Source organism: Longimycelium tulufanense, assembly GCF_014645795.1.
GTDB lineage: Bacteria > Actinomycetota > Actinomycetes > Mycobacteriales > Pseudonocardiaceae > Longimycelium > Longimycelium tulufanense.
Genome location: NZ_BMMK01000028.1, coordinates 16,224 through 29,960, shown reverse-complemented (window position 1 = coordinate 29,960; position 13,737 = coordinate 16,224). Strand labels below are relative to the sequence as shown.

Annotated in this window: 17 protein-coding genes; 3 read left to right on the top strand and 14 right to left on the bottom strand. The window is 70.7% G+C overall.

Annotation, left to right across the window (positions count from 1 at the left end; genetic code table 11):
- Window positions 1–146: 146 nt before the first annotated feature.
- The 12 genes from ruvB to IEY55_RS23545 form a co-directional block, all read right to left on the bottom strand.
- Window positions 147–1,178, bottom strand: a complete 1,032-nt coding sequence (gene ruvB / locus IEY55_RS23600) for a Holliday junction branch migration DNA helicase RuvB (RefSeq protein WP_189060766.1) — start codon at window positions 1,176–1,178, stop codon at window positions 147–149.
- Window positions 1,179–1,242: 64 nt separating this feature from the next.
- Entirely contained in the window at window positions 1,243–1,839 is a 597-nt protein-coding gene (gene ruvA / locus IEY55_RS23595) for a Holliday junction branch migration protein RuvA (RefSeq protein WP_189060729.1), read from the bottom strand.
- On the bottom strand, window positions 1,836–2,417 hold the full coding sequence (gene ruvC, locus IEY55_RS23590; protein ID WP_189060728.1) for a crossover junction endodeoxyribonuclease RuvC: 582 nt from the start codon (window positions 2,415–2,417) through the stop codon (window positions 1,836–1,838). The genes ruvA and ruvC overlap by 4 nt, the downstream gene beginning before the upstream one ends.
- Before the next feature lie 221 nt (window positions 2,418–2,638).
- Complete coding sequence (locus IEY55_RS23585) at window positions 2,639–3,031, bottom strand: hypothetical protein (RefSeq protein WP_189060727.1); 393 nt, start codon at window positions 3,029–3,031, stop codon at window positions 2,639–2,641.
- Window positions 3,032–3,125: 94 nt separating this feature from the next.
- Complete coding sequence (locus IEY55_RS23580) at window positions 3,126–3,632, bottom strand: DUF4262 domain-containing protein (protein WP_189060726.1); 507 nt, start codon at window positions 3,630–3,632, stop codon at window positions 3,126–3,128.
- Window positions 3,629–4,141 (bottom strand): DUF4262 domain-containing protein, encoded by a 513-nt coding sequence (locus tag IEY55_RS23575; RefSeq protein WP_189060725.1) that lies wholly within the window; start codon window positions 4,139–4,141, stop codon window positions 3,629–3,631. The genes IEY55_RS23580 and IEY55_RS23575 overlap by 4 nt, the downstream gene beginning before the upstream one ends.
- A gap of 280 nt (window positions 4,142–4,421) precedes the next feature.
- Complete coding sequence (locus IEY55_RS23570; RefSeq protein WP_189060724.1) at window positions 4,422–5,171, bottom strand: YebC/PmpR family DNA-binding transcriptional regulator; 750 nt, start codon at window positions 5,169–5,171, stop codon at window positions 4,422–4,424.
- A gap of 148 nt (window positions 5,172–5,319) precedes the next feature.
- Complete coding sequence (gene pdxT, locus IEY55_RS23565) at window positions 5,320–5,940, bottom strand: pyridoxal 5'-phosphate synthase glutaminase subunit PdxT (protein ID WP_189060723.1); 621 nt, start codon at window positions 5,938–5,940, stop codon at window positions 5,320–5,322.
- A 123-nt stretch (window positions 5,941–6,063) separates the two neighbouring features.
- Window positions 6,064–7,434: an amino acid permease gene (locus IEY55_RS23560; RefSeq protein WP_189060765.1), complete on the bottom strand. Its 1,371-nt coding sequence runs from the start codon at window positions 7,432–7,434 to the stop codon at window positions 6,064–6,066.
- 455 nt (window positions 7,435–7,889) lie between these two features.
- Window positions 7,890–9,218, bottom strand: coding sequence for an amino acid permease (locus tag IEY55_RS23555; RefSeq protein ID WP_189060764.1), 1,329 nt, complete (start codon window positions 9,216–9,218; stop codon window positions 7,890–7,892).
- Window positions 9,219–9,452: 234 nt separating this feature from the next.
- Window positions 9,453–9,761, bottom strand: coding sequence for an AzlD domain-containing protein (locus IEY55_RS23550; RefSeq protein ID WP_189060722.1), 309 nt, complete (start codon window positions 9,759–9,761; stop codon window positions 9,453–9,455).
- Entirely contained in the window at window positions 9,758–10,456 is a 699-nt protein-coding gene (locus IEY55_RS23545) for an AzlC family ABC transporter permease (protein WP_189060721.1), read from the bottom strand. Before IEY55_RS23545 ends, IEY55_RS23550 begins: the two co-directional genes overlap by 4 nt.
- A gap of 68 nt (window positions 10,457–10,524) precedes the next feature.
- Here IEY55_RS23545 and IEY55_RS23540 point away from each other — a divergent pair, with 68 nt between their 5' ends.
- From IEY55_RS23540 to IEY55_RS23530, 3 genes are all read left to right on the top strand, one after another.
- Window positions 10,525–11,091: a helix-turn-helix domain-containing protein gene (locus IEY55_RS23540; RefSeq protein WP_189060720.1), complete on the top strand. Its 567-nt coding sequence runs from the start codon at window positions 10,525–10,527 to the stop codon at window positions 11,089–11,091.
- A gap of 173 nt (window positions 11,092–11,264) precedes the next feature.
- Window positions 11,265–11,423, top strand: a complete 159-nt coding sequence (locus IEY55_RS23535; RefSeq protein ID WP_189060719.1) for a hypothetical protein — start codon at window positions 11,265–11,267, stop codon at window positions 11,421–11,423.
- Window positions 11,417–11,794, top strand: a complete 378-nt coding sequence (locus IEY55_RS23530) for a type II toxin-antitoxin system VapC family toxin (protein WP_189060718.1) — start codon at window positions 11,417–11,419, stop codon at window positions 11,792–11,794. Before IEY55_RS23535 ends, IEY55_RS23530 begins: the two co-directional genes overlap by 7 nt.
- Window positions 11,795–11,876: 82 nt before the next feature.
- Here IEY55_RS23530 and pdxS read toward each other — a convergent pair whose 3' ends face one another.
- Both pdxS and IEY55_RS23520 read right to left on the bottom strand, forming a co-directional pair.
- Entirely contained in the window at window positions 11,877–12,794 is a 918-nt protein-coding gene (pdxS, locus tag IEY55_RS23525) for a pyridoxal 5'-phosphate synthase lyase subunit PdxS (RefSeq protein WP_189060717.1), read from the bottom strand.
- 265 nt (window positions 12,795–13,059) lie between these two features.
- Window positions 13,060–13,560 (bottom strand): pyridoxamine 5'-phosphate oxidase family protein, encoded by a 501-nt coding sequence (locus IEY55_RS23520; protein WP_189060716.1) that lies wholly within the window; start codon window positions 13,558–13,560, stop codon window positions 13,060–13,062.
- Window positions 13,561–13,737: the final 177 nt, after the last annotated feature.

The following is a 13,737-nucleotide window of genomic DNA, read 5'->3' as shown; positions in this document are numbered from 1 at the left end:
GTTCTCGTCTCCGGCGGCGGGCTGCCGCCGCCTGTTGGTCCGTATCTCGGGCTCGTCTACCGAGTCTGCCAAATCGGGCGCGGTGGTCCCGAGGCGGAGGTCACTCTCGGTGCCCCGCCGGCGCACCGACCGGCGGCACCGCCACCTCACTCCCCGTCGAACAGCGTGGGGGCGTCCCCCGGTGCCTGTGCCGGTGGCTCCATCCCGAGGTGCCGCCACGCCGCGGCGGTGGCCACCCGGCCGCGCGGGGTGCGGGCGAGCATGCCGGCCCGCACCAGGTAGGGCTCGCAGACCTCCTCGACCGTGGCCGGCTCCTCACCCACCGCGACCGCGAGCGTGGAGACACCGACCGGCCCGCCACCGAAGGTACGCACCAGTGCGCCGAGCACGGCCCGGTCGAGCCGGTCCAGGCCCAGCTCGTCCACGTCGTAGACGGCCAGGGCGGCCCGGGCGATGTCCCTGGTCACAGCACCGTCGGCGCGCACCTCGGCGTAATCGCGCACGCGCCGCAGCAGCCGGTTGGCGATCCGCGGGGTGCCCCGGGAGCGGCGGGCGACCTCGACGGCCCCGTCCGGTCGTAGGTCGACGCCGAGGATGGTGGCCGAGCGCCGCAGCACCCGCTCCAGGTCGCCGGAGGAGTAGAACTCCATGTGCGCGGTGAAGCCGAAGCGGTCCCGCAGCGGACCGGTCAGCGCGCCGGAGCGGGTGGTGGCGCCGACCAGGGTGAACGGTGCGACCTCCAGCGGGATGCTGGTGGCGCCCGGACCCTTGCCGACCACGACGTCGACCCGGAAGTCCTCCATGGCCAGGTAGAGCATCTCCTCGGCCGGCCGGGCGATGCGGTGGATCTCGTCGATGAACAACACGTCGCCCTCGGCCAGGTTGGACAGCATCGCGGCGAGGTCGCCGGCGCGTTCCAGCGCGGGCCCGGAGGTCACCCGCAGCGCACTGCCCAGCTCGGCGGCGATGATCATGGCCAGGCTGGTCTTGCCCAGCCCGGGCGGTCCGGACAGCAGTACGTGGTCCGGTGGGCTGCCCCGGCGCCGGGCGCCCTCCAGGACCAGTTCCAGCTGCTCGCGGACCCGGGACTGGCCGACGAACTCGGTCAGCCGGCGGGGGCGCAGCGTGGCCTCGTCGTCGCGCTCGCCCGGTTCCGGGTGGGGGGAGAGCGGACCGATGGCCGCGTCGGTGTGGTCGGGGTGGAGGTCCGCGGGCTGGCTGGGCTCGTGCACGTGCTCACCCCTACCGCTTGCGGCCCAGCGCGGCCAGTGCCCGGCGGAGGACGGCCGAGGTGTCGGGCTGCCCGTCCTCGGCGAGCACCGCGTCCACGGCCCGTTCCGCCTGCTTGGCGGGGAAGCCGAGGCCCGTCAGGGCCTCGCACACCTCGGCCCGCACCCGCCGGCCGTCGGCCGCCGGTTCGCCGCCGGCCTGGGCGGGGGCCGCGCCGATCTTGTCCCGCAGCTCGATGACCATGCGCTCGGCGCTCTTGCGGCCGACGCCCGGCACCTGGGTGAGGACGGTGAGGTTGCCCTCGGCCACGGCCTGGCGCAGCTTGTCCGGCTCGAGCACGGCGAGGATCGCCAGCGCGAGCCGGGGGCCGATGCCGGAGACCGTCTGCAGCAACACGAAGAGCTCGCGGGCCTCGGTGTCGGCGAAGCCGAACAGGGTCAGCGAGTCCTCCCGCACGACCAGGGAGGTGGCCAGCTGGGCCTCCTCGCCGCGGCGCAGGGTGGCCAGCGTGGCGGGCGCGGCGTGCACCGCGAGGCCCACCCCGCCGACCTCCACGACGGCGTGGTCCAGCCCGACCGACAGCACCCGGCCGCGCACCGATGCGATCACGGCGCTCCTCCCGTCCTGGCTTGTTGTGCGGCGGCCGCCAGCCGAGCCCGGTGCGCCCGGGCGAGCTGGGCGGCCCTGGCCTCGGCCTCGGCCATCCGGCGCAGCATCGGCCCGCGCCAGAGATGGCAGACGGCCAGCGCGAGGGCGTCGGCGGCATCGGCCGGGCGCGGTGCCGCCGCGAGCTTCAGCAGCTTGGTGACCATGGTGGTGACCTGCTTCTTGTCGGCGCTGCCGGAGCCGGTGACCGCGGCCTTGACCTCGCTGGGGGTGTGGAAGACGACCGGGAGCCCACGGCGGGCGGCGGCCACCGCGACCACGCCGCTGACCTGCGCCGTGCCCATCACCGTGCGCACGTTGTGCTGGCTGAAGACGCGTTCGATCGCGACGGTGTCGGGGCGGTGCCGGTCGAGCCACTGCTCGAGGCCGTCGGCGATGGCCAGCAGGCGGTGCGGCAGGTCCTCGTCCGCCGGGGTGCGGAGCACGCCGACGTCGACGCAGTGGACGGTGCGGCCACTGCCGCCGTCCACGACACCCAGGCCGCATCGGGTCAGCCCCGGGTCGACTCCCAGGACCCGCACGCGCACCACCCTCCCCGACGAACATTCGTTCGAACCCTACGGCCTGTGCGGTCACCGCCCGCACCCGACACGCGCGAGCCGGCGCCGGTCAGCGCCCGACTGTGGCCCGGTGCCGGGCCGTCGGGAGGAGTTCGATCGCGCAGGGCGATGCGCGGGTGACGGTCTGGGTGGTCGTGTGCCTGGATCAGCTCGCCCCGCGTGCGGGCCAGGCAGGTGGCTTCTCACGCCGAGAAGTCGGCCGTCCCTTCGGCGACAGGACGCGACGTCTCGGCCGGCGCGTCCCAGTCGACCAGCCCGCGGAGGTACTCCGACCAGGCGGCGGGATCGTCCCCGAACTGTTCGGCGGCATCCTCGAGTTCGTTCTCCAGCTCGTTCTCGATGAGGGTGGCCGCTCCCTCCTCCGCGGCGGCGTCGAACGCCCCACCCAACGCGTGGTGGCCCCGCGCCCGCATCCCCGCCCGCTGCGCCCGCGCCAGTTCCGCGCCCTGCCGAGCGATCTCCCGCCCGATGGCGGCAACCAGCCATGCCTGTGGCGAGACACCCTGGGCCGCGGCAAGGCGCTCGACCTCCGCGCAGTCGAAGTCCGGGAGCACGAGCACGATCTGCTTCGCCACGGCGATCACGGTGCGCCACGAGATGACTACCGCGCGAAAAATCGCCGCATTCTCCGCACGATCGTGTGGTGCGGGGCGCCCATCCGCGGCGCGTTCAGGGGCCGTCGGCTCCCGGTCGCCAGCTTTCGGGCCGGCCGCTGTCGGTGAGCACGGGCTGCCAGCGGTCGAAACCTGCTGGCGCCTCCTCGTGCCAGGGGAAGACGCCGGGTGATCCCGGCACCGGGACCAGGATCTGCACCGCGGGGAACTGGCCGTTGCGGTAGACAAGGAAGGCGTGCCCGAAGTACTCGGGGTAGAACTGCTCGGCCACCCGCTCGAAGGTGACCTTGTGGCCCTCCAGGAACCCGTCGTAGAGCCGCCCCGGCTCGAACCGCTCCCCGGCGGCCACCCGCTGGGCATAGGTCATCAGCAGCGCGTGCGCCACCTCGGGCGCCACACCGACCACCACCGCCTCGGCCGCGGCGCACCGGCGCCAGGTGCCCACCGAGAAGGCGAAGGGGGGCTCGCCCTCGCTCTCGGCGACCTGTACGACGGCCACGCCCTCGCGTTCGGCCGTTTCGAGCAGATGGCGTCGCAGGTCGTCATCGGTCGTGGCGGTCACTGCCGCTCCACCTCCGGGTTCCAGCTCTCCGGCCGGCCGGAGGCGGTGAGCACCGGCTGGCTCTGCACGAAGTCGCGGGGCGCGTCCGGCTGCCAGGGCCACAGGCCGAGCGGGTCGGGCACCAGGAGCTGCACCATCGGGAACGCCCGGTCCGGGTAGAGGACCGCGGCCGAGCCGAGCCAGTCCGCGTGGTGCGCCGGGCTGACCCGTTCGAAGATCACGGGCAGGTCGTCCAGGAAACCGGCGTAGGGCCGCCCCGGCTTGAAACGCTCACCGTCCCGGCTGCGGCACACGTACTCCTCCACCAGTGCGGTGCCCAGGTCGTGGTCGACGCCGACGGTGACCACCTCGGGCACGCCGAAGCTGCGCCACACACCGAGGCTGTATGTCAGCGGCGGTGCCTCCTCCTCCGGGTCGAACACCGCGAGTACCGCGTATCCCGCACTGTCCACCCTCGACCGCAGCTCGGTCTCGAGCCGCACCCGGTGCCCGTTGCCCTCACGCCGCACGCGCATATTGTGCCGACCGCGCAAGTGCCTTACGGCAAGCGGCACGCCGGGCCGGGGTGGACGTGCGGCAAAGCGATTCCGGACAGCGGTATGTATCCGGCGACGGAGAACGGTTCCCGCTCGACAGGGGCGTTCGCCGGGGCCGAATTACGGGATGCACAACCGGATGGACAGCCGGGACGGACAACAGGCGCGCGCAAAATGGGGGCGGACAACAGCTCGGACAACACGGCGCCCCCGGACCAGGTCCGTGGGCACGGCCTCAAGGTCTGCCGCGAGGTCAGCCGACCTCGGCCATCACCTCGTCCGGAACATCGTAGTTGGCGAATACATTCTGGACATCGTCCAGGTCCTCGAGCGCCTCGACCAGCTTGAAAACCTTGCGGGCGCCCTCGGCGTCCAGCGGGACCGAAGTGGACGGCAGGAAGTTGGCCTCGGCCGACTCGTAGTCGATCCCGGCCTCCTGCAGCGCCTTGCGCACCTCGACCAGGTCGGACGCCTCGCTGATCACCTCGTAGTGCTCGCCGAGGTCGTTGACCTCCTCGGCACCCGCGTCGAGCACCGCGCCGAGCACGTCGTCCTCGCTGAGCCCGGCCTTGGACAGGATGACGACGCCCTTGCGGTTGAACAGGTAGGACACCGACCCGGCGTCGGCCATGTTCCCGCCGTTGCGGGTCACCGCGGTGCGGACCTCGCTGGCAGCCCGGTTCCGGTTGTCGGTCAGGCACTCGATGAGGACGGCCACCCCGTTCGGCCCGTAGCCCTCGTACATGATCGTCTGGTACTCGGCACCACCGGCCTCGGCGCCCGACCCGCGCTTGATCGCCCGCTGGATGTTGTCCATCGGCACGGAGCTCTTCCGCGCCTTCTGCACGGCGTCGTACAGCGTCGGGTTGGCGTCCGGGTCACCCCCACCGGTCCGCGCGGCGACCTCGATGTTCTTGATGAGCTTCGCGAACAGCTTGCCGCGCTTGGCGTCGAGGGCGGCCTTCTTGTGTTTGGTGGTGGCCCACTTGGAGTGGCCGCTCATCTCTCCTCCTGTGTTGCTGCGCCGACACCCCGCACCCGGTCGGTGCGCGTGGGCGGAGGGGATACGCCGCCCACCGTCGCCACCGGACACCGACAGTGCGTCGGCACGCAGTGTTACCACTGCCTTGCCTGCGCGTGGCCGGGCGCGGTCAGGACGCGCGGACGATCTCCACGAACAGGCGGTGCACGCGCCCGTCACCGGTCAGCTCCGGATGGAACGAGGTGGCGAGCGCCTGCCCCTGGCGAACCGCCACGATCCTACCGGCGGCCGCCCCGGCCTCCGGACGGTCGGGGATGGTGGCCAGCACCTCGACCCCGGCGCCGACGGACTCCACCCAGGGGGCGCGGATGAACACCGCGTGCAGCGGCGCCCCGGGCAGGCCGGTGAAGTCCAGGTCGGCTTCGAAGGAGTCGACCTGCCGGCCGAAGGCGTTGCGCCGGACGACCATGTCGATCGCGCCGAGCTGGTGCTGGTCGGGCCGGGCGTCCAGGGCCTTGGTCGCGAGCAGGATCATGCCGGCGCACGAGCCGTAGGCGGACATCCCGGCCCGCAGGCGCTCGCGCAGCGGCTCGAGCAGCTCGAAGGTCTCCAGCAGCCGGCTCATCGTGGTGGACTCGCCACCGGGCAGCACCAGGCCGTGCACCTCGGCCAGCTCCTCGGGGCGGCGCACCGGACGGGCGAGCACGTCGCACTCGGCGAGCGCGACCAGGTGCTCGCGGACGTCACCCTGAAGGGCGAGCACGCCGATGACGGGCTGGGCTGCGGACACGACGGGATGCCTCCGGTTCGTCAGGGGTTCTTCCAGATCAGAAGGGTAGTTGCCGGCAGGCGGAACGGGTGGGGCCGGGCCGGAGTGGTTCCGGCCCGGCCCCACCCGGAAGAAGGATCACGGTCAGTCGACGGGCTCCCTGGCGGCGACCGCCGCGAGGGCCGTGGCCCCCTCCGCGGCGCGACGCCGGGCGGACACCAGCTTCCAGCCCACCACCAGGACCACGGCCAGGACCGGGGCCAGCGCGATCGCCAGCTGCTGTTTCCAGTCGTCGGAGAAGGCCATCAGCGCGAGGCACAGCACGAGGAAGCCCAGCGCGCCGTAGTTGGTGTAGGGCGAGCCCGGCATCCGGAACGAGGGCCGCTCGATCTCCCCGCGGGCCGCCCGCTGTCGCAGTCGGACCTGGCAGAACAGCAGGGTCATCCACGTGGTGATGATGCCCAGCGAGGCCACGTTGACCGCGATGTCGAACGCCGCGGACGGGACCAAGTAGTTCAGGAAGACACCGAACAGGTAGACGATCGCGGTGAAGAGGATGCCGCCGTAGGGCACGTGCCGGCTGCTCATCCGGGCGGTGAAGGCGGGTGCCTCGCCCTTGCTCGCCAGTGAGCGCAGGATCCGGCCGGTCGAGTAGAGGCCGGAGTTACACGACGACAGTGCCGCGGTCAGCACCACCGCGTTCATCAGGTCGCCGGCGCCGGGGACACCCAGGGCGGAGAAGACGGTCACGAACGGGCTTTCTTTACCGCTGTACATGGTCCACGGCAGGATCATCGTCAGCAGCAGGACCGACCCGATGTAGAAGATGCCGATCCGCCAGACGACGCCGTTGACGGCGCGTGGGATCACCTTGTGCGGGTTCTGGGTCTCGCCCGCCGCGATACCGACCATCTCGATGGCCGAGTAGGCGAAGATCACGCCCTGCAGGGCCAGCAGCACGACCGGGAAGCCCATGGGCAGGAAGCCGTCGTGCGTGGTCAGGTTGCTCACCGCGGCGTGCACACCGGTGTCGCCGATACCGGCGCTGGTGATCACCAGGGCGAGGCCGACGAACAGGAAGACGACGATCGCGAGCACCTTGATGACGGAGAACCAGAACTCCAGCTCGCCGAACAGCTTCACCGACAACAGGTTGATGACCAGCAACACGCCCAACGCGATCAGCGCGGTGATCCACTGCGGGACGTCGGGCAGCCACTTGTGCACGTAGATGGCGGCGGCGGTGATCTCGGCGATGCCGGTCATCGCCCAGTTGACCCAGTACATCCAGCCGCTGGCGAAGCCGGCCCACGGTCCGATGAACTCACGGGCGTACTCCACGAAGCTACCCGCGACGGGCCGGTGCAGCACGAGCTCGCCCAGGGCACGCATCACGAAGAAGGCGGCGATACCGGCAGCCGCGTAGGAAAGCACCAAGCCCGGTCCCGCGGCCTGCAACCGGCCACCGGCGCCGAGGAAGAGGCCGACGCCGATGGCGCCGCCGATGGCGATCATCTGCACCTGGCGGTTGGTGAGGGACTTGGCGTAGCCGTCGTCCCCGGTGTCGACCCCGCCGGCACCCGGGGTGCCAGGGGTGCGATTCAGCTCCAGCGAATCCACGCTGCGAGCCCTCCCGTCAACTGTTGTGGTCGGGTCTCCCGCTACCCGACCAGCCCTCGAAGGCCGGACGATAGCCACCGTTAACCCGAAGCCACGAAATCGACAGGCAGTGACGTAACAGGGATCACATCACCACGTTCGCGGTAAGGAATATGACCAGATGATCACTGTCCGTAACAAACGGCGGGATCGTTCCGGGCGAAACGTGAGCCAGCCCGCCTTTGTTGTGATCGACACAACGAAATCATGGTGTGGCGTGGGGCACGGCGGGGCAGGTGGTTCGGCAGGAAGACAACAGGGGTGGAACCGCCGGCGCGGCTCCACCCCTGGCAAAACTGTCAACGAGAACTTCAGACCTGGTTCCCGGCGCGGCGGGTCTCGATGATCCGCCAACCCACCGCGAGCACGATCGCCAGCACCGGCGCCAGGGCCACCGCGACCTGCTGTTTCCAGTCGTCGGAGAAGGCCATCAGGCCCAGGCAGCCCACCAGGAAGGCCAGCGTGGCCCAGCCCGTGTAGGGCGCGCCCGGCATGCGGAACGAGGGGCGCTCGATCTCGCCGCGCAGCGCCTTCCGACGTAGCTGGATCTGGCAGAACAACAACGTCATCCAGGTGGTGATGATGCCCAGCGAGGCCACGTTGACCGCGATGTCGAAAGCGTCCGTCGGGATCCAGTAGTTGAGCGCCACACCACAGAGATAGACAAAACCGGTAAACAGGATGCCGCCATAGGGGACCTGGCGCCGACTCATCCTGGCGGTGAACGCCGGGGCCTCGCCCCGCTGGGAGAGGGAGCGCAGAATCCGGGCGGTCGAGTACAAACCGGAATTACAGGACGACAGTGCCGCGGTCAGCACCACCGCATTCATGATGTCGCCGGCGGCCGGAACCCCCAGGTGGGAAAAGACCGTGACGAACGGGCTCTCGTTGCCGCTGTACATCGTCCACGGCAGGACCAGGGCGAGCAGCAGGATCGAGCCGACGTAGAAGACCGCGATCCGGACGACCACGCTGTTGATCGCCTTGGGCAGCACCTTGCGCGGGTTGTCGGTCTCCCCCGCCGCGATGCCGACCATCTCGATCGCGGCGAACGCGAAGATCACGCCCTGCAACGCCATCAACACCACGGGGAAGCCGTTGGGCAGGAAGCCGTTGTGCTCGGTCAGGTTGCCGATCCCGGCGTGGTGCCCGGTGTCGCCCACCGAGGCACCGGTGGTGATCAGGGCGAGACCAACGAACAGGAAGACGACGATGGCCAGCACCTTGACCAGCGCGAACCAGAACTCCAGCTCGCCGAACAGCTTCACCGACAACAGGTTGACGACCAGCAACACACCCAACGCGACCAGCGCGGTGATCCACTGCGGGACATCGGGCAGCCAGCGGCTGACGTAGATCGCGGCGGCCGTGCACTCGGCGATACCGGTCATCGCCCAGTTCAGCCAGTACATCCAGCCGCTGGCGAAGCCCGCCCAGGGCCCGATGAACTCGCGGGCGTACTCCACGAAGCTGCCGGACGTGGTGCGGTGCAGCACGAGCTCGCCCAGGGCGCGCATCACGAAGAACGCGGCCACGCCGGAAATGGCGTAGGACAGCACCAGGCCCGGGCCGACGAACTGCAGGCGGCCACCGGCCCCCAGCAACAGGCCCACACCGATGGCGCCGCCGATGGCGATCATCTGGATCTGGCGGTTGGTGAGGGATTTCGCGTAACCCTCGTCCCCCGCGGTGACGCCGTCCGCGCCCTTGGCGCCCACGGCGCTCTTCAGCCCCAGCGAATCCACGCCGCAAGCCCTCCTCGTCGCTTCAGGTACGACACCCGCGCCCCCGGCGGGTGCGCCGGACACACGGGTGCCCTCGGCCGCGGCCGGCCCGGGTCGCGGGCACGGCGCGCGGCACACCTCTTTTCCCTGTCAGGGGATGCCGACCAGCCGCAGGAGCGCGGTGGTCGACGCGGCGAGCACGACCACCGCCACGAACGGCAGCCGGCGCCAGGCGGCGAGCGCCCCGACGGCCACCCCGAGGGGTCGTGCCCACCCGGAGAACCCGCCGTCGGCGGTCAACGCCGCGGTCGCCACGAGCGCGGCGAGCAACGCAGTGGCCGCGTGGGACATGATCCGCTCGACCCGCTCGGGCAGGTGCAGCCGGTCCCGCAGCAGCGGCCCGGCCAAGCGCAAAGCATAAGTGCCTGAAGCAAGAACGAGCACGGTGGTGAGGGTCATCCGATCTTCTCCTCGCTGACCTGCGGTTTCGCCGTGGTGTAGGCGGCGAGGAGACCGAGCAGGGCCAGCAGCACGGGGAGGCCGGCCGGCAACACCGGCGTGGTGGCGAGGGCCACGGTGGCCGCGGCGAGGGCGACCCGGGCGGTGGCCCGGTCGCGCAGCGCGGGCAGCAGGAGCGCGATGATGCTGGCGGGGAAGGCCGCGTCGACGCCGAACGCGTTGGGGTCCCCGAGCGCCTGTCCGGCGAACGCGCCGACCAACACGCCGGTGTTCCAGGTGACGAACAACGCAGTCGCGCTCGTCCAGTAGGCGACCCGGCGGCGCCGGGGGTCGGTCTGGGTGAGCGCGAAGGCGACGGTTTCGTCGGTCATCAGGTGGCAGCCGAGGAAGCGGTCGACGCGGCCGGGCCCGAGCACGTCGGCGATCGCCAGACCGAACGGCAGGTGGCGGACGTTGAGCAGCAACGCCGCAAGCACGGCGGCGACCGCACCACCGCCGGCGGCCAGCACGCCCAGCGCCATGAACTGCGAGCCGCCCGCGAAGACCAGCGTTGACATTGCGGCGGCCAGCCAGGCGGGCATGCCGCTGGCCACGGCGATCGCGCCGAAGGAGATGCCGATCACGCCCGTGGCGGCCGCCACCGCCAGGGCGTCACGGAGGAGTTTGCGATCCAGGGTTCGCCATATCGAACACATCGACCCGTATGCTGAACAGCATCGGTCCTGTTCGTCAACACGAACGAATGATTCGCTGGAGCGAACGCATGAACCAGGACGATCGCCGCGGTGCGCCGCTGGACGTCATCGCCACCGCCCTGCGCCGGGAGCGGGAGCGGGTCGGGATGTCGTTGTCGGAGCTGGCCAAGCGGGCCGGGATCGCGAAGTCGACGGTGTCCCAGCTGGAGTCGGCCAGCGGGAACCCGAGCGTGGAGACGTTGTGGGCGCTCGGGGTGGCGCTCGGGGTGCCGTTCAGCCGGCTCGTGGAGCCGCCCACGCCGCAGGTGCGCGTGCGCCGGGCCGGCGAGGGGCCCACGATCCACTCGGAGCAGACGCACTACGCGGCGACGCTGCTCTCTTCCTGCCCGCCGAACGCGCGGCGGGATATCTACATGATCGGGATCGAGCCCGACCGACCGCGGCACGCGGACCCGCATATTCCGGGGACCGTGGAGCACCTGGTGGTCAACCGGGGGCGCCTGCGCACGGGGCCGGTGGACAACGCTGTGGAGCTGGCCCCCGGCGACTACGCCACGTTCCCGGGCGACGTCCCGCACGTGTACCAGGCCCTGACGGAAGGAACGAGCTACGTCCTCGTCATGGAACACGTGTAAGGGCGTGATCAAGCCCGCCCGGGTCGGCTCTATCGAGCACCAACACGACTGCAAGCTTCAGGTCTACGGCGGCAGCCGCCGACAGCGTGGAAGCCATGAGTGAACAACCACACAGCGGTCCCGGGTCTCCGCGGCCTCGGCGGGACTCGCACCTGACCGCTCGCGGCTTCGACATGACCGCCTACCTGAGTCGTCAGCTGGAAGAGATGACAGACACCCTTCCCACAGAAGAGATCCTTCGACGAGCCGACGAACGGCGCGCGGGCGGAGTCGATCGTGAACTGATCGCCGAGTCGATCCGCCAGATGCGGAAGGAACGCGCCGAATGGTAAGGCCGGACTTCGTGATCGACGCCTCCGCCCTCGTCGAGTTCCTCGGCGCCCGCAACCCCGACCGCGACCTCGTCAAGCGCCTGCTGTCTGGTGTTGCCGCAGCTCCGGCGTTGATCGACGTCGAGGTGATCGGTGCCATCCGCGCACAAGTGATCCGGGGGGAGATGTCTGAGGACACCGCCGAGGGAGTGATGGAGAACCTCAAGGTCTTCACCCTTGCCCGAGCACCGCACACGCCCTACATAGAGCGGATCTGGCAGCTACGGCACAGCATTACCTCCTACGACGCCGCATACATCACGCTCGCGGAAGATCTCGGACTGCCTCTGGTCACGTGTGACGCCAAGCTGGCCGGCTCGAACACGCATTAGGCGGAGATCGAGCTCTATCCCAGGAATTGGTTGAGGGCCCTGGCGCAAGCCAGGGCCCTCAGAGACACGACATCTCGGGGAGTTACCAGCCGCGGGTGGCCAGGCGCTGGGTCTCCGGGAGCTCCGTCACGTTCAGGCCGACCATGGCCTCCCCCAGGCCGCGGGACACCTTGGCGATCACGTCCGGGTCGTCGTGGAAGGTCGTGGCCTTCACGATCGCCTCGGCCCGCTTCGCCGGGTCGCCCGACTTGAAGATCCCGGAGCCGACGAACACGCCCTCGGCGCCGAGCTGCATCATCATCGCCGCGTCCGCGGGCGTGGCGATCCCGCCCGCGGTGAACAGCACCACCGGGAGCTTCCCGGTCTCGGCGATCTCCTTGACCAGCTCGTAGGGTGCGCGCAGCTCCTTGGCCGCGGCATAGAGCTCCGCCTCATCGAGCACGGTGAGCCGACGGATCTCCGCCCGGATCTCCCGCATGTGCCGGGTGGCCTCGACGACGTTCCCGGTCCCGGCCTCGCCCTTGGAGCGGATCATCGCCGCGCCCTCAGTGATCCGGCGCAGCGCCTCCCCGAGGTTGGTGGCGCCGCACACGAACGGCACGGTGAACGCCCACTTGTCGATGTGGTTGGCCTCGTCGGCCGGGGTGAGCACCTCGGACTCGTCGACGTAGTCCACGCCGAGTGCCTGCAGCACCTGCGCCTCGACGAAGTGGCCGATCCGGGCCTTGGCCATCACCGGGATGGAGACCGCGTCGATGATCTTGTCGATCAGGTCCGGGTCGCTCATCCGCGCCACGCCGCCCTGGGCCCGGATGTCCGCCGGCACCCGCTCCAGGGCCATGACGGCCACGGCGCCGGCGTCCTCGGCGATCTTGGCCTGCTCGGGGGTGACCACGTCCATGATCACGCCGCCCTTGAGCATCTCGGCCATCCCGCGCTTGACCCGGGCGGTGCCGGTCACCTGCGCGACGTCGTTCTGCCCGGTCTCGGTCTCGGTCACCTGGGGACCCTTTCCACTCCTGCAGCCTGCCGACGCCGCCGTCCGCACGACGGCCTCCCCGCAATCCTACGGCCGACGTGGACCAGCCAGGGATGCCATTCCGGACCGTTTCCGGCAGTCCAATCGATCGCGGGCGGCCACCGCCCGGCAGTGGTCGACTTGCGCCCGGAGGAGGACCGTTCCGCCCCCGCCACCACGACCTCCCGCATTGGCGTCGAGCCAGAAGAGGATCAGCGTCCGAACCCCGCGCCCCGAGCGACGACGATCACGTCCCGAACTCCCACCGCGTGGCGACGGAGACATCGGTGTTCCACCCCAGCACCAGCCCGGGGCGCACCACGTACACGGGCCCGCCGTTCCCCTCGGGGTCGGTCACGCCGTCGTCGGCCGGCACCGCGTCCCAGCCGTACTTGGTGTCCACGGCCTTGGCGAACCGGATGAGATCGGCGTGCTCACGGGTCCGCACCGCCCGACCCTCCACGATCACCACCTGCTGCCCGCTCTCCAGGTGCACGGCGATCGCGTCGTCCTTCGCCAGGTTGCGGTTCGCCCGGGAGCCGGTGGTGAACCAGAAGCCGTCCAGCTGCCACACGCCCCACACCGGCCGGCAGTGCGGCGGGCGCCCGGGCCGGTTCGTCGCGATCCAGTAGTTGCGCGCCTCCTCAAGCGCCTGCCGGGCCCAGCTCCACGGCAACCGGCCGCCGCTGGGCGCGCGCCTGCCACCGACGAGCGCGGGTTCGGTGGTGGGAGTCGGGAGCGCTCGCATTCGTCCTCCTGGATGGGGTCGGGTCGGCCGGTCTTGTCCCAACCTGCACAACGGTGTGAGATCCAGCACATGAACGTCCAGTGAATGGCGGGGGGACCAGCTCGAAAGAGGTGTCGCCGAGCCGGCGCGGATGCCCGGCGAGCTCGTCCCGCCCGGCGGCCGGTCCGCCGGACCGCG

Bases quoted from the DNA above. Each gene is read 5' to 3' on its own strand.
- IEY55_RS23545 (WP_189060721.1), bottom strand. From the start codon at position 10,456: ATGTGTTCGATATGGCGAACCCTGGATCGCAAACTCCTCCGTGACGCC.
- IEY55_RS23555 (WP_189060764.1), bottom strand. From the start codon at position 9,218: ATGATCGCCATCGGCGGCGCCATCGGTGTGGGCCTGTTGCTGGGGGCC.
- IEY55_RS23550 (WP_189060722.1), bottom strand. From the start codon at position 9,761: ATGACCCTCACCACCGTGCTCGTTCTTGCTTCAGGCACTTATGCTTTG.
- IEY55_RS23520 (WP_189060716.1), bottom strand. From the start codon at position 13,560: ATGCGAGCGCTCCCGACTCCCACCACCGAACCCGCGCTCGTCGGTGGC.
- IEY55_RS23570 (WP_189060724.1), bottom strand. From the start codon at position 5,171: ATGAGCGGCCACTCCAAGTGGGCCACCACCAAACACAAGAAGGCCGCC.
- IEY55_RS23535 (WP_189060719.1), top strand. From the start codon at position 11,265: ATGACCGCCTACCTGAGTCGTCAGCTGGAAGAGATGACAGACACCCTT.
- IEY55_RS23540 (WP_189060720.1), top strand. From the start codon at position 10,525: ATGAACCAGGACGATCGCCGCGGTGCGCCGCTGGACGTCATCGCCACC.
- IEY55_RS23560 (WP_189060765.1), bottom strand. From the start codon at position 7,434: ATGATCGCCATCGGCGGCGCCATCGGCGTCGGCCTCTTCCTCGGCGCC.
- IEY55_RS23530 (WP_189060718.1), top strand. From the start codon at position 11,417: ATGGTAAGGCCGGACTTCGTGATCGACGCCTCCGCCCTCGTCGAGTTC.